This is a genomic window from Acinetobacter sp. 802_lipA (assembly GCF_058242885.1).
The window spans coordinates 2,237,198-2,253,314 of sequence record NZ_JBZAYP010000001.1 but is presented as its reverse complement, the minus strand read 5'-3'; the positions used below and the strand labels follow the sequence as shown (position 1 = coordinate 2,253,314).

Annotated in this window: 29 protein-coding genes and 1 pseudogene; 1 reads left to right on the top strand and 29 read right to left on the bottom strand. The window is 43.7% G+C overall.

What is annotated here, in order from left to right; genetic code table 11:
* Positions 1–185: 185 nt before the first annotated feature.
* The 29 genes and pseudogenes from rplQ to AC4CU3_RS10960 form a co-directional block, all read right to left on the bottom strand.
* Entirely contained in the window at positions 186–551 is a 366-nt protein-coding gene (rplQ, locus tag AC4CU3_RS11100) for a 50S ribosomal protein L17 (protein ID WP_004691290.1), read from the bottom strand.
* Positions 552–569: 18 nt separating this feature from the next.
* Positions 570–1,577 (bottom strand): DNA-directed RNA polymerase subunit alpha, encoded by a 1,008-nt coding sequence (locus tag AC4CU3_RS11095; RefSeq protein WP_004691292.1) that lies wholly within the window; start codon positions 1,575–1,577, stop codon positions 570–572.
* A gap of 16 nt (positions 1,578–1,593) precedes the next feature.
* Positions 1,594–2,220 (bottom strand): 30S ribosomal protein S4, encoded by a 627-nt coding sequence (rpsD, locus tag AC4CU3_RS11090; protein ID WP_004691294.1) that lies wholly within the window; start codon positions 2,218–2,220, stop codon positions 1,594–1,596.
* A gap of 12 nt (positions 2,221–2,232) precedes the next feature.
* Positions 2,233–2,619: a 30S ribosomal protein S11 gene (rpsK, locus tag AC4CU3_RS11085; RefSeq protein WP_001040166.1), complete on the bottom strand. Its 387-nt coding sequence runs from the start codon at positions 2,617–2,619 to the stop codon at positions 2,233–2,235.
* A 19-nt stretch (positions 2,620–2,638) separates the two neighbouring features.
* Entirely contained in the window at positions 2,639–2,995 is a 357-nt protein-coding gene (gene rpsM / locus AC4CU3_RS11080) for a 30S ribosomal protein S13 (protein ID WP_004691296.1), read from the bottom strand.
* Between the two features lie 107 nt (positions 2,996–3,102).
* The gene (rpmJ, locus tag AC4CU3_RS11075; RefSeq protein WP_000867907.1) at positions 3,103–3,219 is read right to left on the bottom strand and encodes a 50S ribosomal protein L36; all 117 of its coding nucleotides are present in this window, start codon (positions 3,217–3,219) and stop codon (positions 3,103–3,105) included.
* 19 nt (positions 3,220–3,238) lie between these two features.
* Positions 3,239–4,558 (bottom strand): preprotein translocase subunit SecY, encoded by a 1,320-nt coding sequence (gene secY / locus AC4CU3_RS11070; protein WP_171263896.1) that lies wholly within the window; start codon positions 4,556–4,558, stop codon positions 3,239–3,241.
* A gap of 45 nt (positions 4,559–4,603) precedes the next feature.
* Entirely contained in the window at positions 4,604–5,044 is a 441-nt protein-coding gene (gene rplO / locus AC4CU3_RS11065; RefSeq protein ID WP_078390005.1) for a 50S ribosomal protein L15, read from the bottom strand.
* 3 nt (positions 5,045–5,047) lie between these two features.
* Entirely contained in the window at positions 5,048–5,224 is a 177-nt protein-coding gene (gene rpmD / locus AC4CU3_RS11060; RefSeq protein WP_004691302.1) for a 50S ribosomal protein L30, read from the bottom strand.
* Between the two features lie 6 nt (positions 5,225–5,230).
* Positions 5,231–5,728 carry a 30S ribosomal protein S5 gene (gene rpsE, locus AC4CU3_RS11055; protein WP_004691304.1) on the bottom strand — a complete coding sequence of 166 codons (498 nt, stop codon included), beginning with the start codon at positions 5,726–5,728 and terminating at the stop codon, positions 5,231–5,233.
* A 2-nt stretch (positions 5,729–5,730) separates the two neighbouring features.
* A complete protein-coding gene (rplR, locus tag AC4CU3_RS11050) occupies positions 5,731–6,081 on the bottom strand; it encodes a 50S ribosomal protein L18 (RefSeq protein WP_004650473.1) in 351 nt (116 codons plus the stop codon).
* A 14-nt stretch (positions 6,082–6,095) separates the two neighbouring features.
* Entirely contained in the window at positions 6,096–6,629 is a 534-nt protein-coding gene (gene rplF / locus AC4CU3_RS11045; RefSeq protein WP_004691306.1) for a 50S ribosomal protein L6, read from the bottom strand.
* 13 nt (positions 6,630–6,642) lie between these two features.
* Positions 6,643–7,038 (bottom strand): 30S ribosomal protein S8, encoded by a 396-nt coding sequence (gene rpsH / locus AC4CU3_RS11040; protein ID WP_004691308.1) that lies wholly within the window; start codon positions 7,036–7,038, stop codon positions 6,643–6,645.
* 12 nt (positions 7,039–7,050) lie between these two features.
* Positions 7,051–7,356 carry a 30S ribosomal protein S14 gene (gene rpsN, locus AC4CU3_RS11035; RefSeq protein WP_004691309.1) on the bottom strand — a complete coding sequence of 102 codons (306 nt, stop codon included), beginning with the start codon at positions 7,354–7,356 and terminating at the stop codon, positions 7,051–7,053.
* Positions 7,357–7,365: 9 nt separating this feature from the next.
* Positions 7,366–7,902 carry a 50S ribosomal protein L5 gene (rplE, locus tag AC4CU3_RS11030; RefSeq protein WP_004691311.1) on the bottom strand — a complete coding sequence of 179 codons (537 nt, stop codon included), beginning with the start codon at positions 7,900–7,902 and terminating at the stop codon, positions 7,366–7,368.
* A gap of 15 nt (positions 7,903–7,917) precedes the next feature.
* Positions 7,918–8,235, bottom strand: a complete 318-nt coding sequence (gene rplX, locus AC4CU3_RS11025; protein ID WP_004691313.1) for a 50S ribosomal protein L24 — start codon at positions 8,233–8,235, stop codon at positions 7,918–7,920.
* 9 nt (positions 8,236–8,244) lie between these two features.
* Positions 8,245–8,613, bottom strand: a complete 369-nt coding sequence (gene rplN / locus AC4CU3_RS11020; protein ID WP_004657680.1) for a 50S ribosomal protein L14 — start codon at positions 8,611–8,613, stop codon at positions 8,245–8,247.
* 92 nt (positions 8,614–8,705) lie between these two features.
* On the bottom strand, positions 8,706–8,963 hold the full coding sequence (gene rpsQ / locus AC4CU3_RS11015; RefSeq protein WP_004691314.1) for a 30S ribosomal protein S17: 258 nt from the start codon (positions 8,961–8,963) through the stop codon (positions 8,706–8,708).
* Positions 8,960–9,157 carry a 50S ribosomal protein L29 gene (gene rpmC, locus AC4CU3_RS11010; RefSeq protein WP_004650482.1) on the bottom strand — a complete coding sequence of 66 codons (198 nt, stop codon included), beginning with the start codon at positions 9,155–9,157 and terminating at the stop codon, positions 8,960–8,962. The genes rpsQ and rpmC overlap by 4 nt, the downstream gene beginning before the upstream one ends.
* Positions 9,157–9,570, bottom strand: coding sequence for a 50S ribosomal protein L16 (rplP, locus tag AC4CU3_RS11005; RefSeq protein WP_004691317.1), 414 nt, complete (start codon positions 9,568–9,570; stop codon positions 9,157–9,159). Before rplP ends, rpmC begins: the two co-directional genes overlap by 1 nt.
* Positions 9,510–10,326: pseudogene (rpsC, locus tag AC4CU3_RS11000) on the bottom strand (30S ribosomal protein S3). The gene rplP and the pseudogene rpsC overlap by 61 nt, the downstream one beginning before the upstream one ends.
* A gap of 1 nt (position 10,327) precedes the next feature.
* Complete coding sequence (gene rplV / locus AC4CU3_RS10995) at positions 10,328–10,657, bottom strand: 50S ribosomal protein L22 (protein WP_004691320.1); 330 nt, start codon at positions 10,655–10,657, stop codon at positions 10,328–10,330.
* A gap of 9 nt (positions 10,658–10,666) precedes the next feature.
* Positions 10,667–10,942 (bottom strand): 30S ribosomal protein S19, encoded by a 276-nt coding sequence (gene rpsS, locus AC4CU3_RS10990; RefSeq protein ID WP_004281508.1) that lies wholly within the window; start codon positions 10,940–10,942, stop codon positions 10,667–10,669.
* Positions 10,943–10,961: 19 nt separating this feature from the next.
* Entirely contained in the window at positions 10,962–11,786 is an 825-nt protein-coding gene (gene rplB / locus AC4CU3_RS10985; RefSeq protein WP_004691322.1) for a 50S ribosomal protein L2, read from the bottom strand.
* An 11-nt stretch (positions 11,787–11,797) separates the two neighbouring features.
* Positions 11,798–12,118, bottom strand: a complete 321-nt coding sequence (gene rplW / locus AC4CU3_RS10980) for a 50S ribosomal protein L23 (RefSeq protein WP_004691323.1) — start codon at positions 12,116–12,118, stop codon at positions 11,798–11,800.
* Positions 12,115–12,717: a 50S ribosomal protein L4 gene (gene rplD, locus AC4CU3_RS10975; protein WP_004691326.1), complete on the bottom strand. Its 603-nt coding sequence runs from the start codon at positions 12,715–12,717 to the stop codon at positions 12,115–12,117. The genes rplW and rplD overlap by 4 nt, the downstream gene beginning before the upstream one ends.
* A gap of 11 nt (positions 12,718–12,728) precedes the next feature.
* Entirely contained in the window at positions 12,729–13,367 is a 639-nt protein-coding gene (gene rplC, locus AC4CU3_RS10970; RefSeq protein WP_004691328.1) for a 50S ribosomal protein L3, read from the bottom strand.
* Positions 13,368–13,427: 60 nt separating this feature from the next.
* Complete coding sequence (rpsJ, locus tag AC4CU3_RS10965) at positions 13,428–13,739, bottom strand: 30S ribosomal protein S10 (RefSeq protein WP_000070912.1); 312 nt, start codon at positions 13,737–13,739, stop codon at positions 13,428–13,430.
* A gap of 264 nt (positions 13,740–14,003) precedes the next feature.
* Positions 14,004–14,741: a type 1 glutamine amidotransferase gene (locus AC4CU3_RS10960; protein ID WP_078390007.1), complete on the bottom strand. Its 738-nt coding sequence runs from the start codon at positions 14,739–14,741 to the stop codon at positions 14,004–14,006.
* A 161-nt stretch (positions 14,742–14,902) separates the two neighbouring features.
* Here AC4CU3_RS10960 and AC4CU3_RS10955 point away from each other — a divergent pair, with 161 nt between their 5' ends.
* Positions 14,903–16,111, top strand: a complete 1,209-nt coding sequence (locus AC4CU3_RS10955; RefSeq protein ID WP_490738200.1) for a PLP-dependent transferase — start codon at positions 14,903–14,905, stop codon at positions 16,109–16,111.
* The last annotated feature ends 6 nt before the right edge of the window (positions 16,112–16,117 follow it).

Here is a 16,117-nt window from a genome sequence, read left to right as displayed (position 1 = left end):
TCCTGTCTTATATTCTGTTCTTATTAAACCATAAAACTGACAATACACAATGTCAAGTTTAAGCAGATCTTTCGTAAAATATGTCACTACAGGCCAAAATACAAAGATTGTCGAACAAAAACCCATAAAAAAAGACCAGTGAAACACTGGTCTTTTTCTAAGAACAACTGAATAGTTCTACGAAATTATTTAACTTCGCGATCTACTAGTTCAACGTAAGCCATCGGCGCAGCATCACCTGCACGGAAGCCCGCTTTAAGAACACGTAGATAACCGCCGTTACGTTCTTTGTAACGAGGGCCAAGAACGGTAAATAATTTACCAACAGTTGCTGCTGAACGAGTACGAGCAAACGCTAAGCGACGGTTTGCAACAGTATCGTTTTTAGCTAAAGTGATTAAAGGCTCAGCTACACGACGTAACTCTTTTGCTTTAGGCACAGTTGTTTTGATCAACTCGTGCTCAAACAAAGAGTTAGCCATGTTTTGAAACATCGCTTTACGATGGCTGCTTGTACGGCCTAATTTCACACCACTATTACGATGACGCATGGTGATAGTCCTACTTAATTAACGGCTACGATAGGCGAAACGATCGTCCATACGGAGACTAGCTGGTGGCCAGTTCTCTAAACGCATGCCGAGTTGTAAGCCTTTTGAAGCCAGAACATCTTTGATCTCAGTAAGCGATTTTTTACCAAGGTTAGGAGTTTTGAGTAACTCAACCTCAGTGCGCTGTACAAGATCACCAATGTAGTAAATGTTTTCTGCTTTCAAACAGTTAGCAGAACGAACAGTAAGCTCTAGATCATCTACTGGACGAAGCAAAATCGGATCAACTTCTTCACGAGGTTCTTGAGCAACAGGAGCTTGATCTTTCTGAAGGTCAACAAAAATTGCAATTTGTTGTTGCAAGATTGTTGCCGCTTTGCGGATCGCTTCTTCAGGATCAACTGTACCGTTGGTCTCAAGATCAATGACCAATTTATCAAGGTCTGTACGTTGTTCTACACGAGCGTTTTCCACTGTGTAAGACACACGTTTGATTGGGCTATAAGAAGCATCTAACTGTAAGCGACCTACAGGGCGAGTTTCGCCTTCTGGGAAACGCGAGTCAGAAGTTTCATAACCACGACCTTGAGAAACTTTCAAGCGCATTTTTAATGAGCCTGAAGCACTTAAAGTACCGATCAAATGTTCAGGGTTAACCACTTCAACATTATGAGGCAAACGAAGGTCAGCGGCAGTTACGTCGCCAGGACCTTGTTTCTCTAATGTCAAATAAGCTTCATTTTGATCGAACAGCTTAATAGACAATCCTTTTAGGTTCAGCAAGAGCTCGACGATGTCCTGCTGCAAGCCTTCCAAAGTACTGTACTCGTGCTCGACACCTTCAATCTCAACTTCAACCACAGCAGCGCCAGGTAAAGAAGAAAGAAGGATGCGACGTAAAGCATTGCCCAGAGTATGACCAAAGCCACGCTCTAAGGGTTCTAGAATAACTTTTGCCGAGGTCCCGCTAACCGCTTCGACCTTGATCGCTTGCGGAGTTAGAAACTCATTTGCAGTACGCGTCATATTGCTACCTCAAGGATTATTTAGAATACAATTCTACAATCAAGCTTTCGTTGATTTCAGCAGGTAAATCTGAACGATCTGGTGCAGCTTTAAACGTACCTTCCAACTTAGAATGGTCAATTTCCATCCAAGAAGGAATACCACGTTGTGCAGCTAATTCAACTGCGTTTTTGATACGCAATTGTTGTTTAGCACCTTCATGCACAGCAATTACATCACCCGCTTTAACTTGAATAGACGCGATGTTAACACGACGGCCATTCAAAGTGATCGAGCGGTGAGATACAAGCTGACGAGCTTCTGCACGTGTAGAACCAAAACCCATGCGATAAACGACGTTATCAAGACGGCTTTCAAGCAGTTTCAACAAGTTTTCACCAGTTGCGCCTTTCACACGAGCAGCTTCTTTATAGTAATTACTAAATTGACGCTCTAAAACACCGTACATACGACGTACTTTTTGTTTTTCACGTAATTGTAGTGAGTACTCAGATTGTTTGCCACCACGCGCTCCGCCATGTTGGCCAGGAGCTTTAGCAGCTTTTTTAGTTTTGACGTCAAATGGTTTAACGCCAGATTTTAATTGCAGGTCTGTCCCTTCGCGGCGAGAGAGTTTGCATTTTGGACCAATATAACGAGCCATGAATGTTTCTCCTTACACGCGACGTTTTTTAGGTGGACGGCAACCGTTGTGCGGGATTGGCGTCACATCGGTAATGCTGTTAATTTTATAACCCACTGCACCTAAAGCACGAACCGCAGATTCACGACCAGGACCAGGACCTTTTACAAGGACGTCCAAGTTTTTCAAACCGTAGTCTAAAGCAGCTTTACCAGCAACTTCAGCAGCTACCTGAGCAGCAAACGGAGTTGATTTACGTGATCCACGGAAGCCTTGTCCACCAGAGGTAGCCCAAGCCAGTGCATTACCTTGACGATCGGTAATAGTCACAATGGTGTTATTAAAAGAAGCGTGAATGTGTGCAACACCTTCAGAGACGGTACGAGTGACCTTCTTGCGTGTGCGAGTATCTTTAGCCATCTTTTAGCTTCCAGAAATCTTATTTCTTAATAGGTTTGCGCGGACCTTTACGGGTACGTGCGTTAGTTTTGGTGCGTTGTCCACGGACAGGCAAGCTGCGACGATGACGAAGACCGCGGTAGCAGCCTAAATCCATTAAACGTTTAATGTTCATGGAAATTTCGCGACGTAAATCACCTTCGGTCGGAACCTTAGCAACTTCTGCACGAATCGCATCAAGCTGAGCGTCATCTAATTCACGGATCTTTGTAGTCGGCGCGATACCAACAGCAGCCAAGATATTCTTAGCAGTGTGGCGACCTACACCAAAGATGTACGTTAGAGAGATAACAGCATGCTTGTTATCCGGAATGTTTACACCGGCAATACGAGCCATTCAATTTTCTCCAAAAAGGCAGTTAAGACAATCAACCGCCCCACAAAAATCTTGAGGGGCGGATAATAACCTAATTAGCCTACTGAAATCAACAGGTCTTGATCAGATTAACCTTGACGCTGCTTATGACGAGGTTCTGCGCTACAAATTACGCGAATAACCCCATTACGACGGATAACTTTACAGCTACCACAAATTTTCTTTACAGAAGCTTGTACTTTCATGATGAAACCTCAAGTGCGCTTATCCCTTAGGATGAGCAGTCGTTTTTCTCATTAACGTTTGATTATCGTACTGATGCGAGGTGAGATGTGCTTGTAGCTGAGCCATAAAGTCCATCACTACCACCACAACAATAAGCAAAGATGTTCCACCTAAAGAGAATGGAATACCAAATGAGCTTTGTAAAATCATCGGCATTAAGCAAATGATGGTGATATAAATCGCGCCAATAAATGTCAAACGGTTAAGAATATGATCTAAGTAACGAGCAGTTTGCTCACCTGGACGAATACCAGGTACATAAGCCCCGCTGCGTTTCAAGTTTTCCGATACTTCTTTCGGGCTAAATACAAGCGCTGTATAAAAGTAACAGAAAAAGATAATTAACGCACCAAAGAGCACCAAATACAACGGCTGACCAGGCGAAAGCACCAATGCCAAATCTTGCAAACTACGTTTGATAATACCCGCATTCGGATCTGCACTACCCACCCATTGCCCTAAGCTCGCAGGGAACAAAAGCAATGAACTTGCGAAAATCGCAGGGATCACACCGGCCATATTAATTTTTAATGGCAAATGCGACTGTTGTGCAGTAAATACACGACGTCCTTGTTGTTTTTGAGCATAGTTTACTGGAATACGACGTTGCGCCTTCTCAATAAACACAATTGCAGCTAATACAGCCAGAGATAACACGCCAAAAATAACCAAGCCGATTAGACTGGTTTGACCATTATCTACTGATGATATTGATTGCAGAATTAAATTCGGCAAACCTGCAACAATACCGGCGAAGATGATCATGGAAATACCATTGCCCACCCCGCGTTCGGTAATTTGCTCACCTAACCACATCAAGAACATTGTACCTGCAACCAAAGAGGTTACAGCTGGTACGTAGAAAGCCAGACCTTCAGTTAAGGTAATCCCTTGACTGATCAGACCAGCACACATCCCAATTGCCTGCACGAGTGCAAGGAACAATGTACCCTGTCGCGTATATTGATTAATCTTACGCTTGCCTTGTTCGCCTTCTTTCTTTAAAGCTTCCAGCGAAGGAATAACTGTAGACATTAACTGCACGATAATCGATGCAGAAATGTACGGCATAATCCCAAGAGCAAGAATGGACATACGCTCTAATGCACCACCCGAAAACATGTTAAACAAACCAAGGATCGTGCCTTGGTTTGCATTAAAAAGATTTTCAAGTGCAGCATTATTAATGCCTGGTACTGGAATATGTGCTCCTAGTCGAAAAACCAATAATGCACCGATGAGAAACATCATGCGGCGAATAATTTCACGGTATTTCACATGAAATGGCTGGCCTTTCATCATATTGACATGACCTGAAGAACTAGGAGACATAGACACTAGCGATTACTCCTCGACTTTACCGCCAGCAGCTTCAACAGCAGCTTTAGCGCCTTTAGTCACAGCAACACCTTGAACAGTGAATGCACGAGTAATTTCACCAGAAAGTACGATACGAGCACGTAACATATCTTTACGTACAACGTTTGCAGCTTTTAAAGTTTCTAGGCTAACGATGTCGCCTTCCACTTTAGCAAGCTCAGATAAACGTACTTCAGCAGTTTTCAAAGCGATTTGGCTAGTGAAACCGAATTTAGGTAAACGACGATATAACGCAGTTTGACCACCTTCAAAGCCTGGACGAGTACCACCGCTCTTACGTGAATTCTGACCTTTGACACCACGGCCACCAGTCTTACCAACGCCAGAACCGATACCACGGCCTAGACGACGATTTTCACGTTTTGCACCTTCAGCAGGTGCAAGCTCATTTAAACGCAGAGTCATGGCTTATTCCTCTACACTAACCATATAGTAGACTTGGTTGATCATACCACGGTTAGAAGGCGTATCTTGCACTTCTACAGTATGACCAATACGACGCAGACCTAAACCTTGTAGGCTAAGCTTGTGATTTTTCAAGCGATGCGCAGAAGATTTAGTCTGGGTAACTTTAATCGTTTTCATGATTGATTACCCTTGAATTTGTTCTACTGTAAGACCACGTTTCGCAGCAACCTTCTCAGGAGAAGTCATATCACGCAGACCGTTAAAAGTCGCGTTTACTACGTTTGCAGCGTTAGTAGAACCATAACATTTTGTTAATACGTTACGTACGCCCACAGCTTCTAGAACTGCACGCATAGCACCACCAGCGATTACACCAGTACCTTCAGAAGCAGGCTGCATGTAAACACGGCTTGCACCGTGACGCGCGTTAATAGGGTGCTGTACAGTACCGTTAACAAGGTCAACAGTAATCATGTTGCGACGAGCAGCTTCAAGTGCTTTAGAAATAGCAGCTGGAACTTCACGTGCTTTACCACGACCAAAACCTACACGACCATTACCATCACCAACCACAGTCAATGCTGTGAAAGAGAAGATACGACCACCCTTAACAACTTTGGCTACACGATCAACGGCAACCAGCTTTTCAACAAGACCTTCGTTTTGTTCAACTTTAGCCATGATTAGAACTCCAAGCCGTTTTCACGAGCAGCATCAGCCAAGGCTTTGATACGACCATGATATTTGAAACCAGAACGGTCAAATGCAACTTTAGTAACACCAGCTGCTTTAGCGCGTTCTGCGATTAAAGCACCTACTTTAGTAGCTGCTTCAACGTTACCAGTTGTACCAGCACGTAAAGTAGCATCTAAAGTTGAAGCTTGCGCTAAAACTTTGCCACCATCTGCTGAAATAACTTGAGCGTAGATGTGACGCGGAGTGCGGTTTACACACAAACGAGTCGCACCCAACGCACGGATGTGCAAGCGTGTGCTTTTCGCACGACGCAAACGGGATTGTTTCTTTTCGTTCATAAGAACCTCGCGCCTTATTTCTTCTTAGCTTCTTTACGAAGTACAACTTCGTCAGAATAACGAACACCTTTACCTTTATAAGGCTCTGGTGGACGGTAACCACGGATATCTGCAGCAACCTGACCTAAACGTGCTTTATCAGCAGATTTAAGAACAATTTCAGTTGCTGTAGGAGTTTCAGCAGTTACACCTTCAGGAAGCGTATAGTCGATCGGGTGAGAGAAACCAAGGTTAAGGTTAACAATGTTACCTTTAACCGCAGCTTTATAACCAACACCGATAAGTTGTAACTTACGTTCAAAGCCTTCGCTCACACCTTTTACAAGGTTGTTAAGCACAGCGCGAGCAGTACCAGCTTGCATCCAAGCGTCTTTCGACTCAGCTTTTGGAGCAATCGCTAAAATACCGTCTTCCTGTTTAAGCTCGACCAGCGCATGCAGGGTGAAAGACAAAGTACCTTTGCTACCTTTCACTTCGACCTGCCGGCCGTTCTGAGTAACTGTTACACCGTTAGGTACAGTTACTGGGGCTTTAGCCACACGAGACATGAGGAATCACCTATTAAGAAACAAAAGCAATAACTTCACCACCGATACCTGCAGCACGTGCAGCGCGATCAGTCATGATGCCTTTGCTTGTAGAAACAATTGCAATACCTAAACCTTGCTTAACGCTCGGAAGTGCATCTTTACCGCGATACTGACGTAGACCTGGACGGCTTACGCGTTTCACAGTTTCGATAACTGGTTTGCCTTCGAAATACTTTAAAGTCAAAGTAAGAGTTGCTTTGCCTTCAGCATCCGCAACTTCTACGTTTGAAATGTAACCTTCTTGTTGAAGAACGTTTGCAATAGCAACCTTCAACTTAGAGTTAGGCATAGAAACTGTTTGTTTCTTTGCCATTTGCGCGTTACGAACACGAGTTAACATGTCGGCAACGGTATCTTGCATACTCATCTATAGCGCTCCTTACCAGCTTGCCTTAACAACGCCCGGTACATCACCTTGCATTACTGTATCGCGTAATTTGTTACGGCTTAAACCGAACTTACGGAAGTAACCATGAGGACGACCAGTTAAACCACAACGGTTACGTAAACGTACTGGAGACGCATTACGTGGTAATGCTTGGAATTTCATCATCGCTTCGAAACGCTCTTCGTCGCTAGCATTTACGTTTGCAATAACAGCTTTTAATTCAGCACGTTTTGCAGCGTATTTAGCAACAGTAGCTTCGCGTTTCAATTCGCGATTAATCATACTTTTCTTAGCCATATCGACCTCTTATTTGAACGGGAAGCCGAATGCACGCATAAGCGCACGGCCTTCGTCATCGGTGCGAGCAGTCGTAGTGATGGTAATATCCATACCACGAATACGATCAATCTTATCAAAATCGATTTCAGGGAACATGATTTGTTCCTTAAGACCCATTGAGTAGTTGCCGCGACCGTCAAATGATTTCGCAGAGAAACCACGGAAGTCACGGATACGAGGGATCGCAATCGAGATTAGACGGTCTAAGAATTCGTACATACGTTCGCCGCGTAAAGTAACTTTACAACCAATCGGCCAACCATCACGGATTTTGAAACCAGCGATTGATTTGCGAGCTAAAGTAAGAACTGGTTTTTGACCAGCGATAGCTTGCATATCAGCAAGAGCACCATCAAGGAGTTTTTTGTCAGCAGCAGCTGCGCCAACACCCATGTTGATCGTGATTTTAGTAATGCGAGGAATATCCATCACATTTTTAACGGCTAAAGTCTCTTGTAATTGAGCCTTAAGTTCGTCGTTGTAACGCGTTTTAAGTCTGGCCATTGCCTTTTCAACCTATTACTTCGCTACCGCCACTGATTCACCATTTGACTTGTAAACGCGAGTTTTCACGCCTTCAGTCACTTGGTAACCAACACGGTCAGCCTTTTGGGTTGTAGCATTAAAAATTGCCACGTTAGAGATATGAAGCGAAGCTTCTTGTGTAACTACAGCGCCTTCAGCACCTGTTGCACGGTTCGGCTTTTGATGCTTCTTAACCAAGTTAAGGCCTTCAACCATAACACGGTCATTTGAAACAGACAGAACAGTACCCTGTTTGCCTTTTTCTTTACCTGCGATCACAATAACTTGATCGCCTTTTTTAATCTTAGCCATGATTGCCTCTTATAGAACTTCAGGAGCCAGTGAAATAATTTTCATGAACTGTTCAGTACGAAGTTCACGAGTCACTGGTCCGAAAATACGAGTTGCAATCGGCGCTTTGTTGTTGTTCAAAATAACAGCAGCGTTATCGTCGAAACGAATCACTGAACCGTCTGGACGACGGATACCGAATTTTGTACGAACCACAACAGCATTCATCACGTCACCTTTTTTAACACGTGCGCGTGGAATAGCTTCTTTTACAGTAACTTTAATAATGTCGCCAACAGAAGCATAACGACGGTGTGAACCACCAAGTACTTTAATACATTGTACGCGGCGAGCACCACTATTGTCTGCTACGTCTAGCATACTTTCGGTTTGAATCATTGCCCTACTCCAAAACCGAGCATCACCGGTCACAATTTCGAAAGGCTCAAAGAGTACTCGAAATTAACCGATGATGCAACAGATACGTCTAATTACTCAGCAGCAGCTTCAACAACTTCAACTAGAGTCCAAGACTTAGTTTTAGAAATTGGGCGGCTTTCTTTGATAGTCACAACGTCGCCAGTTTTAGCTGTGTTGTTCTCATCGTGAGCATGTAATTTAGTTGAACGGCGGATTGATTTGCCATACAACGGGTGTTGAACGCGGCGTTCGATAAGTACAACAATAGACTTGTCCATTTTGTCGCTTACTACTTTGCCGGTTAACGTGCGAACTGTTTGTTCACTCATTGTCCGTTCCCCTGTTTTTCGGTAAGGAGTGTCTTAATACGAGCAATTGTCTTACGAGTAAGTGCAACTTCGTGCGATTTACCCAATTGACCAGTTGCTTTTGCCATACGAAGACGGAATTGGTTAAGCTGTTGCTCATCAAGCAAAGCTGTCAACTCTTCTACCGACTTTTCACGTAGATCTTTAGTTTTCATTACATTACCGTCCGAGTCACGATAGTGGTTTTAAACGGAAGTTTAGCAGCTGCAAGCGTAAACGCTTCGCGAGCCAATTCTTCGTTAACACCATCAATTTCGTACAAGACTTTACCTGGTTTGATTTGACAAACCCAGTATTCCACAGAACCTTTACCTTTACCCATACGCACTTCAAGAGGCTTAGAAGTAATCGGCTTGTCTGGAAAAACACGGATAAAGATCTTACCACCACGTTTAATACGACGGCTGATTGTACGACGCGCTGCTTCAATTTGACGAGCAGTCATTTGACCACGCTCAACAGATTTAAGTGCGATTGTACCAAAAGATACCGAGCTACCGCGGTGAGCTAGACCAGTGTTACGGCCTTTCTGCACTTTACGGAATTTAGTACGTTTAGGTTGTAACATGGATTATTCTCCTTTTTCAGCAGAACGATCATTGCGACGACCACGACGCTCTTGACCTTCACCACGACCACGACCGCGTTTAGCTGGACGCTCTTCAGCTGGAGCTGGGTTCATGACTTGTTTCATGCCACCCAAGATCTCACCACGGAAGATCCAAACTTTAACACCAATCGTACCGTAAGTCGTTTCAGCACGCATAGTTGAATAATCGATGTCTGCACGAAGTGTATGCAAAGGTACGCGACCTTCACGATACCACTCAGTACGAGCAATCTCAGCACCACCTAAACGGCCTGATACTTCAACTTTGATACCTTTAGCACCAGCACGCATTGTGTTTTGAACCGCACGCTTCATAGCACGACGGAACATTACACGTTTTTCTAATTGAGAAGCGATAGCTTCAGCAACTAAACGAGCGTCTAAGTCTGGGCGATCGATTTCATTGATGCTAACTTGCGCTGGAATACCCATAATTTGAGTAAGTTCACGCTGTAGTTTCTCAATGTCTTCGCCTTTTTTACCGATAACGATACCAGGACGTGCAGTGCTAATAGTTACTTTAGCAGCGCCCGTAGGACGTTCGATAAGAATATTGCTGATCATTGCATTCTTAAGTTTTTTAGTTAAAAACTCACGAACTTGAAGATCTTTAAGCAAGTATTCAGCGTATTGTTTCGGACTCGCATACCAGTTGGCGTTATGACGTTTTACAACACCAAGGCGGATACCGATTGGATGAACCTTCTGACCCATATCAAACCCCTACCTTAACGGTAATGTGACAAGTACGCTTAGTAATACGATCTGCACGGCCTTTAGCACGTGGCATAATACGTTTAAGGCTAGTGCCTTCATCAACGTAAATCGTAGTAACCTTAAGGTCGTCTACATCTAAACTGTTATTGTGTTCAGCGTTTGCAATTGCAGATTCCAATGCTTTTTTAACCAAAACCGCAGCTTTTTTGTTGCTGAAGTTGAGAATATTAAGCGCGTGAGCAACAGATTTGCCACGGATTAGGTCTGCAACCAAACGAGTTTTTTGTGCCGAGATAGCGGCACCGCGTAATTTAGCAGTAACTTCCATCATAGCACCTTAACGTTTAGATTTCTTGTCAACACCGTGACCACGATAGGTACGAGTTGGCGCGAATTCACCAAGTTTGTGACCAACCATATGTTCAGATACGATCACTGGAACATGGTTACGGCCATTATGTACAGAAATTGTTAAACCAACAAAATCTGGGAGGATCATCGAACGACGCGACCAAGTTTTGATCGGCTTACGGTTATTAGCCGCGATAGCCGCTTCAACCTTAGCGAACAAGTGCGCATCGACGAATGGGCCTTTTTTCAGAGAACGAGGCATTGTCAGATTCCTTTACTTGTTACTTAACGCGACGGTCGCGAATAATCATCTTAGTCGTACGCTTATTGGTACGTGTCTTGTACCCTTTAGCTTTTTGACCCCATGGGCTTACAGGTTGAATACCTTTGCTACGACCTTCACCACCACCGTGCGGGTGATCTACTGGGTTCATCGCCATACCACGAACGGTAGGACGAACGCCACGCCAGCGTGCTGCACCTGCTTTACCAAGTGAACGAAGGTTGCTTTCTTGGTTAGAAACTTCACCAAGAACTGCACGGCACTCAACGTGAATTTTACGCATTTCACCAGAACGTAAACGAACGATAGCGTAAGAACCGTCACGACCCAACAACTGAACTGAAGTTCCAGCAGAACGAGCTAATTGCGCGCCCTTACCGATTTTAAGTTCGATGTTGTGAAGAGTAGAACCGATAGGCATGTTGCGAAGCGGTAAACAGTTACCTGGACGAATTGGAGCATCGTTACCAGATTGAACTTTATCGCCAGCGCGAAGGCCTTTAGGCGCGATGATGTAGCGACGCTCACCATCAGCATACAATACTAATGCAATGTGTGCTGTACGGTTAGGATCGTATTCAATACGCTCTACAGTTGCAGGAATACCATCTTTGTTACGCTTAAAGTCAACTAGACGGTAGTGCTGCTTGTGACCGCCACCAACGTGACGAGTCGTGATGTGACCGTTGTTATTACGACCACCAGTACGTTTTTTAGCTTCAACCAACGGAGCATAAGGCGCACCTTTGTGAAGATGGTCGTGAACGACTTTCTCTACAAAGCGACGTCCAGGAGACGTTGGCTTACATTTTTGAATTGGCATAATTCTCGTCCTTATTCCGCTGCGCTTTCAGCGGTATCGCCCAAGTCAGCCATTTCAACATCTTGGCCAGCTTTCAGGGTGACGTATGCTTTTTTAACATCAGAACGACGTCCTAATGTTTTACCAAAGCGTTTAGTCTTACCTTTAGTGATCGTTGTGTTAACTTTAACAACCTGAACACCAAACAATTGCTCAACAGCTTTTTTAATTTCAAGTTTGTTTGCATCAAGTGCAACTTTGAAAACTTGAACACCAGCAGTTTCGCCTAAAACTTGTGCTTTTTCTGAGAATACAGGTCCTTGTAGGACTTGATAGATACGTTCGTTGTTCATCCGAGTTCTACCTCAATTTTCTTAGCAGCAGCTACAGACATAACAACTTTATCGAACGCAATCAAGCTAACAGGATCGATAGCAGCAGCATCAACCACATCAACGTGTGGAATGTTGCGCGCTGCAAGGTATAGATTCTCATCTACAGATTCTGTAACGATCAATGCACGAGTAGCATTCAAGTCGTTAAGTTTTGCAAGCAACTCTTTAGTTTTTGGAGCAGCAACAGCAAACTCTTCAACCAATACAAGACGATCTTGGCGAACAAGTTCAGCTAAGATACATTGCATTGCACCGCGATACATTTTGCGGTTAACTTTTTGAGACCAATCTTGTGGGCGAGCAGCAAAAGTTTTACCACCACCTACCCAGATTGGGCTACGAATAGAACCAGCACGAGCGCGACCAGTACCTTTTTGACGGAATGGCTTTTTGCCACCGCCAGAAACGTCTGCACGTGATTTCTGAGCTTTTGAACCTTGACGGCCACCAGCTAAATAAGCTGTAACAACCTGGTGTACAAGAGCTTCATTGAATTCACGACCGAACGCAACTTCTGATAATTCAACAGCAGAGCCGGAAACAGTATTTAAATTCACGTTATTTCCCCTCAGGCCTTGATCGTAGGACGAACAGTTACGTCACCACCAGTAGCGCCAGGAATTGCACCTTTCACTACTAAAACTGAACGTTCTGCGTCGATAGATACAATTTCTAGACCCTGTACAGTTACGCGTTCAGCACCTAAATGGCCAGCCATTTTTTTGCCTTTGAATACGCGACCAGGAGTCTGGTTTTGACCTGTAGAACCCAGAACACGGTGAGAAAGTGAGTTACCGTGAGTAGCATCTTGCGTACGGAAGTTCCAACGCTTAACACCACCTTGGAAACCTTTACCTTTCGACTGACCAGTTACGTCAACAACTTGACCAACTGTGAACATGTCTACACCGATAGTTCCACCAACTTCACGACCTTCAAGATCAGCTTCTGTTGCACGGAATTCTTGAACTAGACGACCAGCAGCAACACCCGCTTTCGCGAAGTGACCTTTCTGAGCGTTAGTTACGCGAGATTCGCGACGTTCACCAGTAGTGATTTGAATCGCTTGATAACCATCAGTTTCAAGCGTTTTGATTTGAGTGATGCGGTTAGGATCAACCTCAATCACTGTAACAGGCACAGAAACACCAGCATCTGTAAAGATACGTGTCATACCGCACTTGCGACCGACTAAACCAATAGCCATGTGCATAAACCTCTAAAAAAGCGGCCTAATTAACTTAGAGCGTTAATTAACCCGAAAGCCTTAACCCAATGCGATCTGAACATCAACACCAGCTGCAAGATCTAACTTCATCAATGCATCTACAGTTTTGTCTGTAGGTTGAACGATGTCGATCAAACGTTTATAAGTGCGGATCTCGTATTGGTCACGCGCATCTTTGTTAACGTGTGGTGATGTTAAAACGTTAAAACGTTCAATGCGTGTAGGCATTGGAATTGGACCACAAACTTGTGCGCCAGTACGTTTTGCTGTTTCTACGATTTCTTGAGCTGATTGATCAATTAAACGGTGATCAAAAGACTTCAAACGGATACGAATTCTCTGGTTAGACATACCAGTAAACTCCAAGCCAAATATATAAAGAATCACTCCTGACGCATCTCACCCCACTAAAAGGTAAGTGTCAAGAGCAGTGAAATATCACTAAGGTCATGATCGATGCCACGACTGTCACGATGTTAACTACTTTATTCGCAGTTAACCCCCTTTCATTAAAGGGTCGCTCATTATAGCCATTGTTTAATGCATAAGCAAATCCATTTTTGATTTTTTACAATATATTCAATTTGTTTGGATTATCAGTAGCTTAAAAAAGCATCAATAGACTGTTTGCCGCAACACATAATCAATTGCACTATTAAGAATTTGATTTCCCTCAATAAAATTTAATTTTGGCGATTTTTTCAATTCGGTTTCAGTTGCCACGTATTGCCCCGAAAACTTATTCAGCTCGTCATCATTTTCTAAAAAGAGTGCCAAGGTTTCTGGCACGATCTCTGGGTGAAATTGAAAACCCAATACATTCTTTCCAATTTGGTACATTTGATTACGACACACGGTATTTTCAGCCAAATGTACAGCACCTTTTGGAATTTCAAAGGTCTCGCTATGCCATTGCATTACATTAAACTGTTCAGGCAATTCAAAGCATTCTGTTGGGACGTGCTGGATTTTACGTACTGTCGCCCAACCCAACTCCTGTTGTTCATTGCGACTGACCGCAGCACCGAGCGCATTGGCAATCAATTGCCCACCCAAGCATAAACCAATCGCGGGTTTTCCTGCGGCCAAGTAACGTCTTAACCAACGCTTCTCGATCTTTAACCATGGAAAATTCACTTCATCATTCACACTCATGGTGCCCCCCATAATGATGAGTAAGTCAACATCCTCAACACTCGGTAAAGCTTCTATCTCTAAGGCTTGATCTATAGGTAAAGCAAAAAACTCTGTTGCACTGATTACAGCACCTTGTTGTTTTAAATATGTATAGCAACTGCCGAACCCTTCACCAGCAATATGCTGAAAATAATGTACTTTTAAATGCGACGTCATGCGCTTATGCCTTCTTTTTACTATCCTTATCGATGATTTAGCAAAATTGAAGCCAACTTTTTATTTTGTTTACCTTTATTCACATTTGTTCAATTTTCTCGCCTATTTAGAAACTTTCTCTTAAGCTAAAAACAATTTATCGCTTTATGATGAGTCGATTCGTGAAAAAAAAACCGCAAACCGCATTGGTTCATGCACCAAGACAAGCGCCTCAGTACATTTCAACGGTCCAACCTCCCCTGTATCGTGCATCGACGATTATTTTTAAAGATACCAATGCACTGTTTAATCGCCATTGGACCGATGACTATGACTATAGTTATGGTACCCATGGCACCCCCACCACATTTACATTGGGCGATAACATTGCACAAATTGAGGGTGGAAAGTACTGCCTACTCGCACCAAGTGGTTTATCTGCCATTAACCTAGTGAACTCATGTTTTTTAAGTCATGGTGATGAAGTTTGGGTAGCGGATAATATTTACGGGCCAAACATGGAGCATCTTCGTAATCTAGAAAAACGCTATGGCATTGATGTTCGTGTTTATAACCCTATTGATGTGTCTTCTTTCCAACCGACGGAAAAAGCTAAACTGATTTGGCTAGAAGCCGCAGGGTCGGTCACACTGGAGTTTCCAGATTTGGTCGGACTGGTGAAAAAGGCACAAACGCATCATGTGCTCACTGCTTTAGACAATACGTGGGGCGCAGGTCTTGCCTTTAATGCTTTTGATTTTAGTGATGCGCACTTAAGTGTAGATGTGACGGTACATGCTTTGACCAAATACCCAAGTGGCGGCGGAGACATTTTAATGGGCTCAGTCGTGACACGCGAGCGAGCTTTACATCATCAACTCTTTCGCACGCATGCCATTCAAGGCATTAGCGTCTCTGGGGATGATGTTGCTCAAGTCCAACGCAGTCTAGCATCAATGCGCATTCGTTATGCCGCACAGTCTGAAAGTGCGCTGCAACTCCTAGCATGGCTAAAACAACAACCGGAATTTGTGCAGGTCTTACACCCTGCTGACTCGAGTGCTGCGGGTCATTCATATTGGAAAGACATTTGTGTCGATCAACACAGTGCAGGTTTGGTCAGTGTCATTTTCAAGCCCGAATTTGATCTGCAGGATATTCGTCAATTTTGTGATGCCCTATCACTCTTCAAACTCGGCTTTAGTTGGGGCGGTCCTGTCAGTTTGGTGATGCTGTATGACCTCAAAGACATGCGTGCACTTGAGCATACACATTTACAACAAGGTTTATTGGTTCGCTTTTGTATAGGACTAGAACATCCTACCGATTTAATTCAAGATATAGAAAATGCACTAAAACAACTGAATAACCATCACAAGAAAATTGAATAGGAAGAA